Annotated in this window: 10 protein-coding genes; 7 read left to right on the top strand and 3 right to left on the bottom strand. The window is 42.9% G+C overall.

The genetic code is table 11. The features are described from left to right. Positions 1-770: 770 nt before the first annotated feature. The 4 genes from thrS (at position 771) to rnr (ending at position 7,242) form a co-directional block, all read left to right on the top strand. Complete coding sequence (gene thrS, locus ACP7AE_RS13315) at positions 771-2,705, top strand: threonine--tRNA ligase (RefSeq protein WP_201540712.1); 1,935 nt, start codon at positions 771-773, stop codon at positions 2,703-2,705. 23 nt (positions 2,706-2,728) lie between these two features. Further along, positions 2,729-3,232, top strand: a complete 504-nt coding sequence (infC, locus tag ACP7AE_RS13310) for a translation initiation factor IF-3 (protein WP_045447656.1) — start codon at positions 2,729-2,731, stop codon at positions 3,230-3,232. A gap of 329 nt (positions 3,233-3,561) precedes the next feature. After that, positions 3,562-4,806: a toxic anion resistance protein gene (locus tag ACP7AE_RS13305; RefSeq protein ID WP_426243655.1), complete on the top strand. Its 1,245-nt coding sequence runs from the start codon at positions 3,562-3,564 to the stop codon at positions 4,804-4,806. A 141-nt stretch (positions 4,807-4,947) separates the two neighbouring features. Then, positions 4,948-7,242, top strand: coding sequence for a ribonuclease R (gene rnr, locus ACP7AE_RS13300; protein ID WP_426243653.1), 2,295 nt, complete (start codon positions 4,948-4,950; stop codon positions 7,240-7,242). Between the two features lie 87 nt (positions 7,243-7,329). Here rnr and ACP7AE_RS13295 read toward each other — a convergent pair whose 3' ends face one another. From ACP7AE_RS13295 to hisA, 3 genes are all read right to left on the bottom strand, one after another. Continuing rightward, entirely contained in the window at positions 7,330-7,632 is a 303-nt protein-coding gene (locus ACP7AE_RS13295; protein ID WP_201540710.1) for a hypothetical protein, read from the bottom strand. A gap of 83 nt (positions 7,633-7,715) precedes the next feature. Next, positions 7,716-9,356, bottom strand: a complete 1,641-nt coding sequence (locus tag ACP7AE_RS13290; protein ID WP_201540709.1) for a mechanosensitive ion channel family protein — start codon at positions 9,354-9,356, stop codon at positions 7,716-7,718. Positions 9,357-9,419: 63 nt separating this feature from the next. Further along, positions 9,420-10,157 carry a 1-(5-phosphoribosyl)-5-[(5-phosphoribosylamino)methylideneamino]imidazole-4-carboxamide isomerase gene (gene hisA, locus ACP7AE_RS13285; protein ID WP_201540708.1) on the bottom strand — a complete coding sequence of 246 codons (738 nt, stop codon included), beginning with the start codon at positions 10,155-10,157 and terminating at the stop codon, positions 9,420-9,422. Between the two features lie 1,113 nt (positions 10,158-11,270). Here hisA and ACP7AE_RS13280 point away from each other — a divergent pair. From ACP7AE_RS13280 to ACP7AE_RS13270, 3 genes are read left to right on the top strand one after another with little or no spacing between them, the layout of a single operon-like run. Next, on the top strand, positions 11,271-12,623 hold the full coding sequence (locus ACP7AE_RS13280) for a Na(+)-translocating NADH-quinone reductase subunit A (RefSeq protein WP_426243650.1): 1,353 nt from the start codon (positions 11,271-11,273) through the stop codon (positions 12,621-12,623). 5 nt (positions 12,624-12,628) lie between these two features. Continuing rightward, positions 12,629-13,864 carry an NADH:ubiquinone reductase (Na(+)-transporting) subunit B gene (locus ACP7AE_RS13275; RefSeq protein WP_055125672.1) on the top strand — a complete coding sequence of 412 codons (1,236 nt, stop codon included), beginning with the start codon at positions 12,629-12,631 and terminating at the stop codon, positions 13,862-13,864. Further along, a complete protein-coding gene (locus tag ACP7AE_RS13270) occupies positions 13,845-14,750 on the top strand; it encodes a Na(+)-translocating NADH-quinone reductase subunit C (protein WP_045453837.1) in 906 nt (301 codons plus the stop codon). Before ACP7AE_RS13275 ends, ACP7AE_RS13270 begins: the two co-directional genes overlap by 20 nt.

The following is a 14,750-nucleotide window of genomic DNA, read 5'->3' as shown; positions in this document are numbered from 1 at the left end:
CTGATATATAGGGTAATTCTCTTGCTGTTTAGTCTTAAACCCTTGCGGGTCAAGCTATCTAGCGAGCCGACTATCTTATCATAATGATTTGATTTGTCAAGCTTTTTTATGTTTTGTCTTAGCTTGGTAATCTAAGTAATAAGTTGGTTAACTTACTGCTTAGCTTCCTTTGCTGTGGGGCGTATTATATAGAGTTTAAGGTGGGTGTCAACCGCTTTATCAGAGGTTTTTAGGTTTATTTGACAAGATTTTTAATAATGCATAGTTTTCAATGGGTTAAGGGTAGTGGTTGTTTAATTCCCTTAAATAATAACTCAGCTTTAAACAGTATCTATCGATATTCATTAATTGTCATCTATCGCGTTGCCATTAAGAACTTACTTTAAACTAAAACTTTGAGGCTCTATACTGACTTTTTAGCATATTTATCTTTTTACTGATAATTGCCTTCGCTGTGTCCTTAGCTAACTATGATTTACCCTTCTTGATATTCGTATAGATAGCATCTATATATAGAAGCCGACCTAATCCCTTACTATCTAGTGTTGATACACAGTTTTTGCTATAATAGCTGACTTTATAATATTGCTTAATGGCATTTCTTATTAGCCTTGATTGTTCAACGGTTGATTGTTTGAAACTTTGCCTTTAAGTGATATCTATCTCTTATAACATATCATAGCAGTTGGATATAATTGACGCAGTCTTGCGGTTATATGATTGATGGTTGCAATCATCACTGCCAACGGACGCAAAAAGGTGAATAGATTATGGTAGCGATTACTTTACCCGATGGTAGCGTAAAAAACTTCGAAGGCAATACAACGGTCATGGAAGTGGCACAAAGCATTGGTGCAGGATTGGCTAAAGCAACGGTCGCCGGGCGTGTAGATGGTCATCTAGTTGATGCGCACGACCCTATTGCTCATGATGCTAAGGTTGAAATCGTGACACCAAAAGATGATGACGGTGTCGATATCATTCGCCATTCTTGTGCTCACCTATTAGGTCATGCCGTTAAGCAGTTATATCCTGATGTAAAAATGGTGATTGGTCCCGTTATCGATGATGGTTTTTATTATGACATCTATAGCGAAACACCATTTACGCCTGAGCATATGGCAGCCATTGAAAAACGCATGATGGAGCTAATCAAGCAAGATTATGACGTTATCAAAAAAATAACGCCACGCGATGAAGTCATTAAAATCTTTGAAGAACGTGGTGAAGACTATAAGCTTAAGCTGATTAATGATATGCCAGGCGAAGAAGCGTTTGGCTTATATCATCATCAAGAATATGTCGATATGTGCCGTGGTCCACACGTGCCGAACACCAAATTTTTAAAAGTATTCAAACTGACCAAAATGTCTGGTGCATATTGGCGCGGTGATGCCAAGAACGAGCAACTGCAACGTATCTATGGTACAGCATGGGCGGATAAAAAAGATTTAAAAGCCTATATTCAGCGTATCGAAGAAGCTGAAAAACGTGACCATCGTAAAATTGGTAAAGCGTTAAATCTATTCCATATGCAAGAGCAAGCGCCAGGTATGGTGTTTTGGCATGCGAATGGTTGGACGATATATCAAGTACTTGAGCAGTATATGCGTAAAGTACAGCACGATAACGGTTATGAAGAAATTAAAACACCGCAAATCGTTGATCGTAGTCTGTGGGAGCGTTCGGGACATTGGGGCAACTATGCTACCAATATGTTCACGACTGCCAGCGAAAATCGTGATTATGCGGTAAAACCAATGAACTGCCCTTGTCACGTGCAAGTCTTTAACCAAGGCTTGAAATCTTACCGTGACTTACCATTACGTATGGCGGAGTTTGGTTCTTGTCATCGAAACGAGCCATCAGGTTCACTACATGGTTTGATGCGCGTTCGTGGCTTTACCCAAGATGATGCTCATATCTTCTGTACACAGTCGCAAATCCAGCAAGAAGTTGCTGACTTTATCAAGCTAACTCTTGCCGTTTATGAAGACTTTGGTTTTGATAATATCATTATGAAACTCTCAACCCGCCCTGAAAAACGGGTTGGTAGTGATGAGTCTTGGGATTTTGCCGAAAAAGCTTTGGCCGATGCCTTAGATAGCTCAGGTCTTGATTGGGCTTATCTGCCAGGTGAAGGCGCATTTTATGGTCCGAAGATTGAATTTAGTTTAAAAGATTCTTTAGGTCGCGTCTGGCAGTGCGGTACGATTCAGGTTGACCCAAACATGCCTGAGCGCCTAGATGCCGAATTCGTCAATGAGCAAAATGAGCGTGAAGTACCTATCATGTTGCACCGTGCCATCCTAGGTTCATTCGAGCGCTTCATCGGTATATTGATTGAAAACTATGCCGGTTGGATGCCTGTTTGGCTAGCGCCGCAGCAAGTGGTGGTGATGAATATCACTGATAAACAGGCAGATGCTTGTGAAAATGTGGTCAGCGAACTCAAAAAGTCAGGTTTGCGAGCTATTAGTGACTTGCGTAACGAAAAGATTGGATTTAAGATACGAGAGAAAACATTAGAACGCGTTCCCTATATGCTAGTATTAGGGGATAAAGAAGTCGAATCGGGCAGTGTCAATGTCCGTACTCGTGAAGGTGAAAACCTTGGCGTGATGAGTGTTCCAGAATTTATTACATTAGTACAGACCGCTGTCAGCGACAAAGGCCGACAGACCCCAAAAACAGATGAGGAGTAATACCTATTAAACAGTCAAACCGTTTGAACATCAACGAAGATATCACAGCCAAAGAAGTCCGTCTCGTTAAAGAAGACGGCGAACAGATGGGCGTGGTCGATATCGAAACCGCGATGAAAGCGGCACGTGAAGACAGTCTAGATTTGGTCGAATTGGTTCCTGAAGCCAAACCGCCAGTATGCAAAATCATGGATTATAAGCATTTCCTCTATGATCAAAAGCAAAAGGCGAAAGAAGCTAAAAAGAACCAAAAGCAAACTCAGCTAAAAGAGATGAAGCTGCGTCCTAGTACTGAAGAAGCTGATTATCAGGTTAAACTGAAAAAAATCGTCAGCTTTTTGGAAGACCAAGACAAAGTTAAAATCAGTATTCGCTTTCGTGGCCGTGAAATGGCGCACCAAGAGATTGGTCGCAAGCAGCTAGATCGTATTATCGAAGATACTGCTGAGATTGCTAACGTTGAGCAATATCCTAAGATGGAAGGTCGTCAGATGGGTATGCTGCTTGGGCCAACTAAGAAAAAGTAATCTGTTTATTAGATGGCTGTTAGTCAATATAGATATGTATAACCTTAACCATCAATATACTGCGGGATATTGATGGTTTTTTATTGTGTACATAGATACATAGATACATATCTCTTTTAAATATGTTTAGTCAGATATAATTGGCTGACTCTATTTTACAAAACCTACCTTCTCAACCATTTGATTACGCGGTAATCTAAAGGTCTGTTTTATATTTGCTAATCAGCATTTATTAAAAATTTCTAGTAAGTGTATAAAAATAACGTATATCACGGCCATCAGAGTCGTTGACAAAAACACTACTTTTATCCAATATTGAAGGAAATTTCATGCAAGAATTGACCCCACCAGAAAACGCAACGACGCCAAGTATTTCTCTAACCGCGCCTGAACCTGTGAGAGAAATACAAAAAAGCGAAGCAGATCAAATGGTCAAATTGGATGACAGCCAAATCCCCGAGCTTGATGCCAAGGTCGATGCCTTTGTTGATCATGTGATTAATAATTCTGTGCACAGCGCTGAATTTCAGCAAAATGTGCAATCGATTCATAATCTCGGTACTAAAGAGATTCGTGAATCAGCCCAAGTGTCTAATCGTATGCTCGATTTACCCGCCAAAAGCCTCAATGACAGCTTGTTTGATAATTCCCCTATCGCCAAGTCATTGACTGAGTTGCGCGGCATCGTCGAAGATTTAGATCCCAGTAAAAAAGAGCTGACCAGCTCGCGTAAGTTATTCGGTCTCATCCCATTTGGCAATAAAGTACAGGATTACTTCCGTCAATACGAATCTGCACAGTCGCATATTAATGCGGTGGTTACCAGTCTATATAATGGTAAGGATGAGCTGCTCAAAGACAATGCGATGATTGAGCAAGAAAAAGTCATTATGTGGGAGCTGATGCAATCCATACGCCAATACGTTTATGTCGGCAAAAAGATTGATGAGCAGTTAGAACAAAAGGTTTATGCGATAGAAGCGACCGACCCAGAAAAAGCACGCATTATTAAAGAAGAGATGTTGTTTTATGTGCGTCAAAAAAACACCGACTTTTTAACTCAGTTAGCCGTGAACGTGCAAGGCTATTTAGCGCTCGATACCATTCGCCGCAATAACTTAGAATTGATAAAAGGCGTTGATCGAGCCACCACAACCACCGTATCTGCACTACGGACAGCGGTCGTGGTTGCACAAGCAATGACCAATCAAAAACTGGTACTTGATCAAATTACTGCTTTAAATAAAACCACCAGTAGCTTGATTGAATCGACCTCAGCGATGCTAAAACGCCAGTCAGGTGAAATCCATGAGCAAGCAACCAGTAGCAGCATTGAGCTTGATAAATTACAAAACGCTTTCAATAACGTCTATGATACGATGGATATGATTAGCAATTATAAAATTGAAGCGCTAGAGAACATGAAACAGACGGTCAATACTTTGACCACTGAAGTCGATAAGGCTCAGAAATACTTGGATAAGTCTAATCAAACAACAGTATTAGAAGTGTCGAAAGAGATAGACAGTAAAAAGATAACAAATAGATCAAGTACAGTCGATATCGACATTTGATTTGTTTTAATAGTTGTTGCCTATTAAAGGTGGCCACTTCCTGCTACCAAATACACTTAAGACAATTGACGCAAGATATTGCAACGTCGTTCGTGTTAAGATAGCCATTATTAATAATTTTAAAAATAGATACGGTAATTTATGAGTTGGAACGATCCAAACGCCTCAAGTGAGGCAAAAAGATATGACAATCCTATCCCTAGTCGCGAACTGATACTCAGTACGATTAATGAGCATGGTGAAGTCACGCATCAACAATTGGCAAAAGCCTTTAATATTGATGACCCAGACCAGTTTGACGCTTTAGGCAATCGCCTAAAAGCGATGGCACGTGATGGACAAGTAAACCGCGACGGTCGTCCTTATCGCTATCGCACGGTGACCAAACAAGATGTCGTCAGGGGTACAGTGTCTGCACATCCTAAAGGCTTTGGCTTTGTATTATTAAGCGATATGCCAGATTTGTTTTTGCATGAAAAGCAAATGCGCTGGGTTTTCAACGGTGACACTGTAGATGCAGTCGGCACCTCGACAGACAATCGCGGGCGCACAGAAGGACGTATCGTCAATGTCGTTGAACGTCGCCAAAACAACTTCATTGGTACATTAGCGCGTGATGAAGATGGCTACTGTGTCGAGCTTGGTAGTCCAAATAATCACCAGCCGATTACCGTCACTGAAGAAAATGTACAAGCGATGAATGCCAAGCAAGGCTCTCCAGTTAAGGTTGATGTTATTGATTGGCCAAATCAGCATGAATTTGCGACGGGTAAAATCACTGAAGTACTGTCTGACGACAATGATCGCGAACTGATTATTGAGACCACCTTACTCAATTATGACATCCCATCAGATTTTAGCGAAGCAGCACTGAAGCAAGCCAACGATTATCAAGAGCCGACTGAAAAAGATTTAAAAGGTCGTAAAGATTTGCGTGATTTGCCGTTGGTGACTATCGATGGTGAAGATGCACGTGATTTTGATGATGCCGTATTTGCCGAAAAACGCTCTGGTGGCAACTATCGTGTCTTAGTTGCGATTGCTGATGTCAGTTATTACGTCACACCAAACTCGCCACTTGATAAAGATGCCTACGAGCGCGGTACGTCCGTATATTTCCCGCATCGTGTGATTCCAATGTTGCCTGAAGTACTCTCTAATGGTCTGTGTTCATTGAATCCTGACCGTGACCGTCTTTGTATGGTCGCCGATATCAAAATATCGCGGGCAGGCAAAGTGACTGGTTATGAGTTCTATCCTGCTGTCATGCACTCACAAGCACGTTTAACCTATAATCAAGTGAACGCTTATCTTGAGAATCCAGAAGATAAGAGCGTACCTACCTCACTCACGGGTAATAAAGACGTCAAAAAATCTGTCGATACCTTACATCAATTGTATGAGCTACTGCTTAAAAAGCGTGAAGAGCGTCATGCAATGGAGTTTGAAACAGTTGAGACCTACATTAAGTTCAATGAGAAAGGTGGTATCGAAGCAATCCTACCGCGTACTCGCGGTGATGCTCAAAAACTCATTGAAGAATGTATGCTGCTGGCCAATACTTGTGCAGCGAACTTTGCACTCAAGCATGAGCTTCCTGTCTTATATCGTAACCATGACAAACCTGATGGCGAAAAATCAATGCGTATTCACGAATACGCAAAGAACTTTGGTTTAAGCTTCCCAGAAGAAAATCCAACGCAAGCCGATTATCAGCGTATTATTGAAGCCACCAAAGACAGACCCGATGCGATTAGTATCCACAGCATGCTGTTGCGCTCAATGATGCAAGCAAACTATGCACCTGACAATATCGGTCACTTTGGGCTAGCTTATGACGAATATAGCCACTTCACCTCGCCGATTCGTCGTTACCCTGATTTAATGCTGCATCGTGCCATCAAAGCAAAAGTGACCAATACCCAGCAGCCAGTGATGGACTTTTCTCTCGAAGCTGCTGGCACGCAAACCTCAGATACCGAGCGCCGTGCCGAAAAAGCCTCGCGCTATGTAGAGTCTTGGCTCAAGTGTCACTATATGAAAGATCATGTTGGTGAAGAGTTCGAAGGTGTGGTCACCACAGTTACAAGCTTCGGTTTGTTTGTCACGCTGACTGACTTATATATCGATGGTTTGGTTCACATCTCTAATGTCGGTGATGACTTCTTTGTTTACGATGAGCAGCAACAACAGCTGATTGGTAAAGACAAAGGGACATTGTTCGGACTGGGCGATCGCGTTAAAGTGAAAGTTGCTGGCGTCAATATGGATCTGCTACAAATTGACTTTGATTTAAAAGCTAAATTGCAATCTAGTGAAATGAATCAAACGAAGAGCGCGCCTTCTAAAAAAAGTACTGATAAGAAAAGTACTGATAGAAGAAGCACCGCTAAAAAGACTGGCAGCCGTAGTAAAGGCGCAAGTAAGAAAAGCTAGTGTTAGCAAACGCTTCGAATAATAAAAAGGCCAACGTCATCGTTGGCCTTTTTTGTGCGTGGTATTTTATAACGACTACTTAAATCATTATTGCGCATTACTCATCTGGTCTAGACGTTCCTTGTCTGCTTCCTGAGCCTGATCTATTTTCGCGGTAGCATTATCGAGAATGGCTTTAGGCTGTTTGCCAAGTGGCTGGCTTGCGACATCTGCTGAGCCACTTTCTACATCATCCGTATTTGGTAACGCTGTATCGGGAGATTGCTCAGATCCTGCGTCACTTATGACTATCTCTCTATTTTTATCACGTTGATTGCCATTAATGAGGTTGAAACCTAGTAACGCAACCATGCCCACTAGGGCGAATATAATCAAGTGTTTCATTTGCATAAAAAATGTCTCGTATTTGAATGATAATCAGATATACGTTTCGTTGCATTTTTTATGCCTAGTTTTTGGCAGGTTTTTGCAAATTATTCTTGCGGGCTATTATTATTCAGTAAATCAGTCTCGTCAGAGCTTTCTGCAATTTCCTGTTCAACTTTTTCCATGAGTTTGTCGTCAGGACGGGCGTTAAGCACCTCATCAGCATTGCGACCTTGTAAAATCAATTTGGCACGAGCCTTTGCTTGTTTTTTGTCCTTATCATCAACGCTATTATCTTCATTCTGGTTTTTATCGGTCACTTTGGGCGTGATTGGCGTAATTGTCATATTAGTATTAGCACTGCTGGCGTTACTGTCCTGCATATGCTCAAACGCTTTTTCTAAGTTACTATTAAAACGCAAACGATAAATCGGTTCAGGCAAGCTGAAGCCTTCATTTTCTAACGCATGCTTGGTCTCACGAATGGCAATACTGCGTGCTTTTGAGAAATCCGTATCTGATTGATCCACCCAAATTTGAAATTCTAAAATGATATTAGAGTCGCCAACATTGGTAATGACAGCCACTGCTTTTGGCTCATCTAAAACGAATGCTAACGTATGTATCGCATCCAGTCCGACTTTGATAGCCGCTAATGGATCATCATTGGCATCAACGCCTAACTCAAAGGTAAATCGACGTTCTGGATTTTTGGTGTAATTTAAAATCGTTGCTTTAAACACTTCAGCATTGGGAATGCGCAACTGGTTGCCATCTAAAGTCATCAGAATAGTCGCACGTGAGGTTAGCCGTACTACAATCCCCTCTTGATTATTAATCAAAATATGATCACGTGCGCGAAATGGTTGGCGAATACTGAGCATGAGCGAGGCAATGTAATTCTCAATAGTGTCTTTGACCGCAAAACCAACGGCAATACCGATAACGCCTGCACCGCCAAGCAAAGTGCCTAAGATGGTTTCGGCGCCTATCAAACTCAGTGCAAGAATCAAACCGAAAATAATAAAAATGACTTTAACGGTTTGTGACAGCAATTCGGCGACAAACGGATTGGGCGTGAGCCGTTGCCACATTTTTTTGCGATTAGACAGCCAACTACCAAACCATGTCACCAATGCAAATAGGACAATGCCGACCAATAGGAGCGGCAAGGCTTTGACCAGATTTTTGGCTTGTGCTTTAAGACCTTGATAAACGGTAGTGACATTGTCTTGAACATCAAGGGTGCGATCAATCCGATCTTCGACGGTGACCACATCTGTCAGACGGTTGGTCAAATTGATGGCTTGTTGCGCTTTTTTCTCGTTCGGCGTCTCTCCGGTTAAGGTGACAACACCTTGCGTAACGCTGACATTGACAGCCTGCAGACCTTCTATTTCAGAAAAAATACCCTGAATACGTTGACGAATGTCATTGTCTTTCTGCGGAGTAGGAGTGGTTTCGATTTGCGCATTATTGGTGCTCTCACCACTGATTATGGGCGGTGGTGCTGGTTCAGGTATGACCACTGGAGATGCTGAAGCTTCCTCTTCTGATGTCGCATCAAGTAAAGGTTTGTCAGCTGCCGGATTTTCTGCTGTATCTATCCCCAATGCAGTGGTGATACCCGTCACCTCTTCACCATCCGCATACACTGGAAAGGCAAAAAGGATGCTTAGTAACAACAGCATTTGACCGCACGCTTTTATAAAATCGCGCATCGTTGAGCGGTCAAAGTCAGTGTTCATAAGCATCCTTTGCTTTTTATAGATTTTCGTACTCATCTTTCTTTATTAAATGTTCAATAATCATTAACTGTCTAAATAAACTTGTGCCTCGCCCAAGTTTAACGTGCCTTCATAGATTGCGCGACCAGTAATGATACCTTCAATACAATCGCCATAAGGTTTCAGCAGTTCGATATCTTTCATATTGGTCACGCCGCCTGAGGCAATCACAGGCAAGCCGCCTTCACGTGCTAAATTGACAGTTTGTTCAACGTTGACGCCTTGCATCATGCCATCGCGGTTGATATCGGTGTAGACAATCGACGATACGCCGACATCTGCAAAGCGCTTCGCAAGCTCAGTCGCCTTGGTATCGGTCACATTTGCCCAACCATGGGTTGCTACCATGCCGTCTTTTGCATCGATGCCTACAATGATATGACCCGGAAATTCGCGGCAAGCCTCAGTCACAAAGCTAGGATCTTCGACCGCTTTTGTACCAATGATGATATAAGTCAAACCAGCCGTAATATATTGCTCAATGGTGTTCATGTTGCGCACACCGCCGCCCAACTGAATAGGCAGATTCGGATACGCTTTGGTAATGTCATTCACCACTTGTCTATGAACGGGTACGCCATCAAATGCCCCATTCAAATCAACCAAATGCAGTCGACGTGCACCTTCCTCTACCCAGCGTGCTGCCATGGCCACTGGATCATTAGAAAAAACCGTATCATCCTCCATACGGCCTTGTTTTAAGCGGACACATTTACCATCTTTTAAATCAATAGCTGGGATAATGACAGGCACAGCACACATATAGCATTCCTTATAAAGCACAACGGTAAATACATTTAGAAAAGTAAATTCAAAAATCAGGGTGTATTGAACGTTCAACACACTCTAAACATATATAAAAACATCATTCAAAAGTGACTTAATATACAGACGAATCAAAAGCTATCCATGATAGACCCAAAAGCCGCTTCGATAGATAGAAATGACCATAAAAAAACTGTCAATCATAACCATAAGTTTTAATACATTGAATCACTGGCAACATTAGATAAATTCAATTACTGACTGGCAATTTTAGGTCAATTTAGCGTATAATCCTAGGTAAATTTTTATTTGTTTCTATGTGATAGTAACCATGCGCTGCGCTTTTTATTGAGTCATTTATGGCTTAGTGTTGCATAGCGGTCAGGATGAGTCGAGCAGCAGCTAAGTGCATCTTTTTGATGTTGGCTGACATATTGCTAAGAAGGGTTATATTAGAAATTTCAACTGGTGGCCTCTAAACAGTCTACTCTACAGCACTAAACTCTAATGACGCTTCTTTCTTTTTTATAGTCTCTATCATCTCTCTATCACTAGCTAACTATTTTAGAACAGTCATTACTAGCTGTATAGCCGCTTATTGATGTGAGTGAAATCTACTTAATAATGGCTTCGCTAGTTTGTCTGTCAACCAGTTTATCATCTATTTCGATAGATCATCTTTTGGCTGCATTCTTATCTAGTTGCGTATCTATTAACAAGATACCAAACCGATAAGGGTGGTCAATTGCGCTGGTGTTACAAGCTTTAATTTTCAATGAAACGTATGATAGAGCTATTGTCTACACAATCATTTTCGCTAAAGGCTTAAAAGATTGCGTTTGATTTGATGGTTTTAACATACACCTTGGTAGCCAGTCGCCACTTTGGTCATTCGAATAAGACATTAACGTGTTGTTAAGGAGTCTAAGGTCAGCGTTAATACTCTTACTAGTAGTTATGATCATGCGTTATTTTCAGAGATCCTTTGTCACTATCCTACTATAGGAAGAGAGACGTGGGGGCTTTATTGAATGACGCAGATGTTCATGCTACCGATATACCAAACAGGACGTCTGGTATCGTTTTAGACTATGGACTAAGTTTTCGCTTATGATTACCATCAAAAAAGGTTTGGATTTGCCCATCACCGGTGAATCATCCCGCGAGATATCTGAGCACCAACCGACACATGTCGCCGTTATTGGCTATGATTATGTGGGCATGAAGCCCACGATGAATGTCAAAGAAGGTGATATCGTAGCAAAGGGTCAGCCCGTTTTTGAAGACAAAAAACGAGTTGGCGTTATCTATACTGCCCCTGCTGCTGGTAAAGTCGTCGCGATTAAACGCGGTGAACGACGTGTGTTTGAGAGCCTTGTGATTGCGGTCGACCCAAACGGTGAAGAAGTAGATTTCGAGCGCTATGACTCCCAGCAACTTGCTGACCTAGACGCTGAAGTTGTTGAAACCCAACTGCTTGCCTCTGGCGAATGGACCGCGTTTCGCACGCGCCCTTATAGCCGTGCGCCAGAAATCGGTGCCCGTCCTCATGCTATTTTTGTCACCGCTATGGATACCAATCCATTAGCATTTGACCCGATGCTGCTGATTAGCGATCAGTTGCAAGCGTTCAATGACGGACTTGCTGTCTTATCGACGCTCAGCCCCAAGACCTTTGTTTGCCATCATGGTGATGCCCAGTTGACGCCAGTTGCCAAAATGGCGGCTAATAATGTCACTGAGTATCATAGCTTTGCTGGTAAGCATCCTGCTGGTCTGGCTGGCACGCACATTCACTTTTTGCACCCAATCATGCGCGGCGTGACCGTATGGACGATTGGCTATCAAGACGTGATTGCGATTGGTAAGCTATTCACCAGCGGTCGCTTATATACGCGCCGTATCATTAGTTTGGCAGGTCCTGCGGTCACCAAGCCACGTTTGGTGGCTACTGAGCGCGGTGCTGATATCGCTGCTCTGACCAAAGGACAGCTGGCGGCTGGCGAGAACCGTATTATTTCTGGTTCGGTGTTGTCAGGTCGCAAAGTGTTTGGCAATACGGCTTATCTTGGTCGCTTTCATAATCAAATCAGTGTGCTGCTTGAAGGGCGTGAACGTCCAGCGTTCCATTTCCTAAGTGTCGGCACCAACCGTTTCTCTAAGCTGCCTATTTATATTTCTAAGTTTTTTGGTAATAAGAAATATAACTTTACGACCACGAGTAATGGTTCACCGCGAGCGATGGTACCTATCGGGGTTTATGAAGAGGTCATGCCGCAAGATTATCTGCCGACACAGTTACTACGTGCATTAATTGTCGAAGACATGATTAGCGCCGTAGATTTGGGCGTGCTCGAATTGGACGAAGAAGATTTAGCATTATGCACCTTCGTATCTCCTGGCAAATATGAATTCGGTGATATTTTGCGTGATAACTTGACGCGCATTGAGCTGGAGGGCTAACCACGATGAAATTTTTACACAATATGTTCGATCGTATGGAGCCGTCTTTCACCAAGGGTGGCAAACACGAAAAATACTATGCTATCTTTGAGATGTTTGATACGTTTTTGCGTCAACCAAGCTCAACCACATACTCAGCATCACACGTACGCGACGGTATCGATCTAAAGCGTATTATGATTACCGTATGGTTATGTACTTTCCCAGCCATGTTTTGGGGTATGTACAACATCGGTCATCAAGCACTAACGGCGATTGCAACCCTTGGTTTGCAGCCTGAAGGCTGGCGTACCGTTATCACCAGTATGGCAGGCTATAACCCAGACAGTATCTGGGCAAGCTTCGTTTACGGGGCGATGCAATTTTTACCGATTTATATCGTCACTTTTGCGGTCGGTATTCTCTGTGAGATTATTTTTGCTGTAGTGCGCGGCCATGAAGTCAACGAAGGTTTCTTTGTGACCTCAGTGCTGTTTGCGCTTTGTTTACCACCAGATATCCCTTTATGGCAAGTTGCCCTCGGTATTATCTTTGGTGTGGTAGTCGCAAAAGAAGTGTTCGGTGGTACGGGTAAAAACTTCCTGAACCCTGCCCTATCGGGTCGCGCATTCCTATACTTTGCGTATCCAGCCTATATGTCTGGTGACTCAGTATGGACAGCTGTTGATGGTTTTTCTGGTGCGACGCCACTTGGTCTTGCCGCGTTAGGCGTCGTTCCTCAAGACTTCGTCGACGTCTATGGTAATGCAATCACTTGGGGTGATGCGTTCTTAGGTAATATGCAAGGCAGTATCGGTGAAGTATCAACACTGGCTATCCTAATGGGTGCCGTTGTTCTACTTTGGACGCGTATTGCTTCATGGCGTATTATGGCAGGTTGTGTAGTAGGTCTGATTGCTACTTCTCTTGTCTTTAATATGATTGGTTCTGAAGACAATATGATGATGAACCTGCCGTTTTATTGGCACTTAGTTATCGGCGGCTTCGCCTTTGGTGCCGTATTTATGGCAACCGATCCTGTATCAGCAGCACATACCAATAAAGGCCGCTGGGCTTATGGTATCTTGATTGGCTTTATGACGGTATTGATTCGCGTCGTGAACCCAGCTTTCCCAGAAGGCATCATGCTGGCCATTTTATTCGCCAACTTATTTGCTCCATTGTTTGATTACTTTGTGACCCAAGCAAACATCAAACGCCAAACAGCTCGGAGGGTTCGTTATGTCCAAGCCCAAAAGTAATAATGCGAAAACCATCAGTGTGGCATTGACGCTATGCTTGGTGTGTTCCGTCTTAGTTTCAGCAGTAGCGGTTGGTCTAAAACCTGCTCAAATTGAAAACGCACGCTTAGACCGTAACAAAAACATCTTGGTCGCCGCTGGCATGTACGATGCCGAGTCTGATACAGCAGATGATGTTGCTGAACGTTTTAAAGATTTCGATGTCGAAATTATTGACTTAAGTAAAGGCAGCTACGTTGATGATGAAGCGCTAAAAGCCGCTGGCATCCCTGATCGTAATGCTTATGACGCAAGCCAAGCGACTAAGAATAAAGCACTGAGTGAAGATTTAGGCAACAATGACCCTGCTGGTATTGGTCGTAAACCTAAATATGCCAAAGTCTATGTTAAAAAAGATGACGCAGGCAAACCTGAAATGGTTGTTTTGCCGATTCAAGGCTATGGACTATGGGGCACTATCTATGGTTTCTTAACCCTTGAAAGCGATATGAATACCATTAAAGGCATCAGCTTTTATGAGCATAAAGAAACCCCAGGTCTAGGTGCTCGTATCGAAGAGCCAGAGTGGCGTGCGAAGTGGAGCGGTATCCACTCATATGACGAAAACGGTAATGTTGCCACGGGTGTGACCAAAGCGGGTACACCAAAAGAGAACTGGGTCGATGGTATCAGTGGTGCAACCTTGACCGGTCGCGGTGTCAGTAACATGATTCAGTTTTGGTTGGGTGAGCAAGGTTATAAGCCCTATTTAGATACGCTACGTAAAGAGAGTGGTCAAGCAATTGATAATGCGGCAGATACACAAGCTACGCAATCAACGCTGAGCGCTCAACCTGAAACCGAACTGGCAGCCAAACGACCAGTAGCAAACGGCAAGGAGGCATAA

Source organism: Psychrobacter sp. TWP2-1-2 (assembly GCF_049896785.1).
Taxonomy (GTDB): Bacteria; Pseudomonadota; Gammaproteobacteria; order Pseudomonadales; family Moraxellaceae; genus Psychrobacter.
Note: the sequence above shows the minus strand (reverse complement) of the source record. Positions and strands in the feature narration are given on the sequence as shown.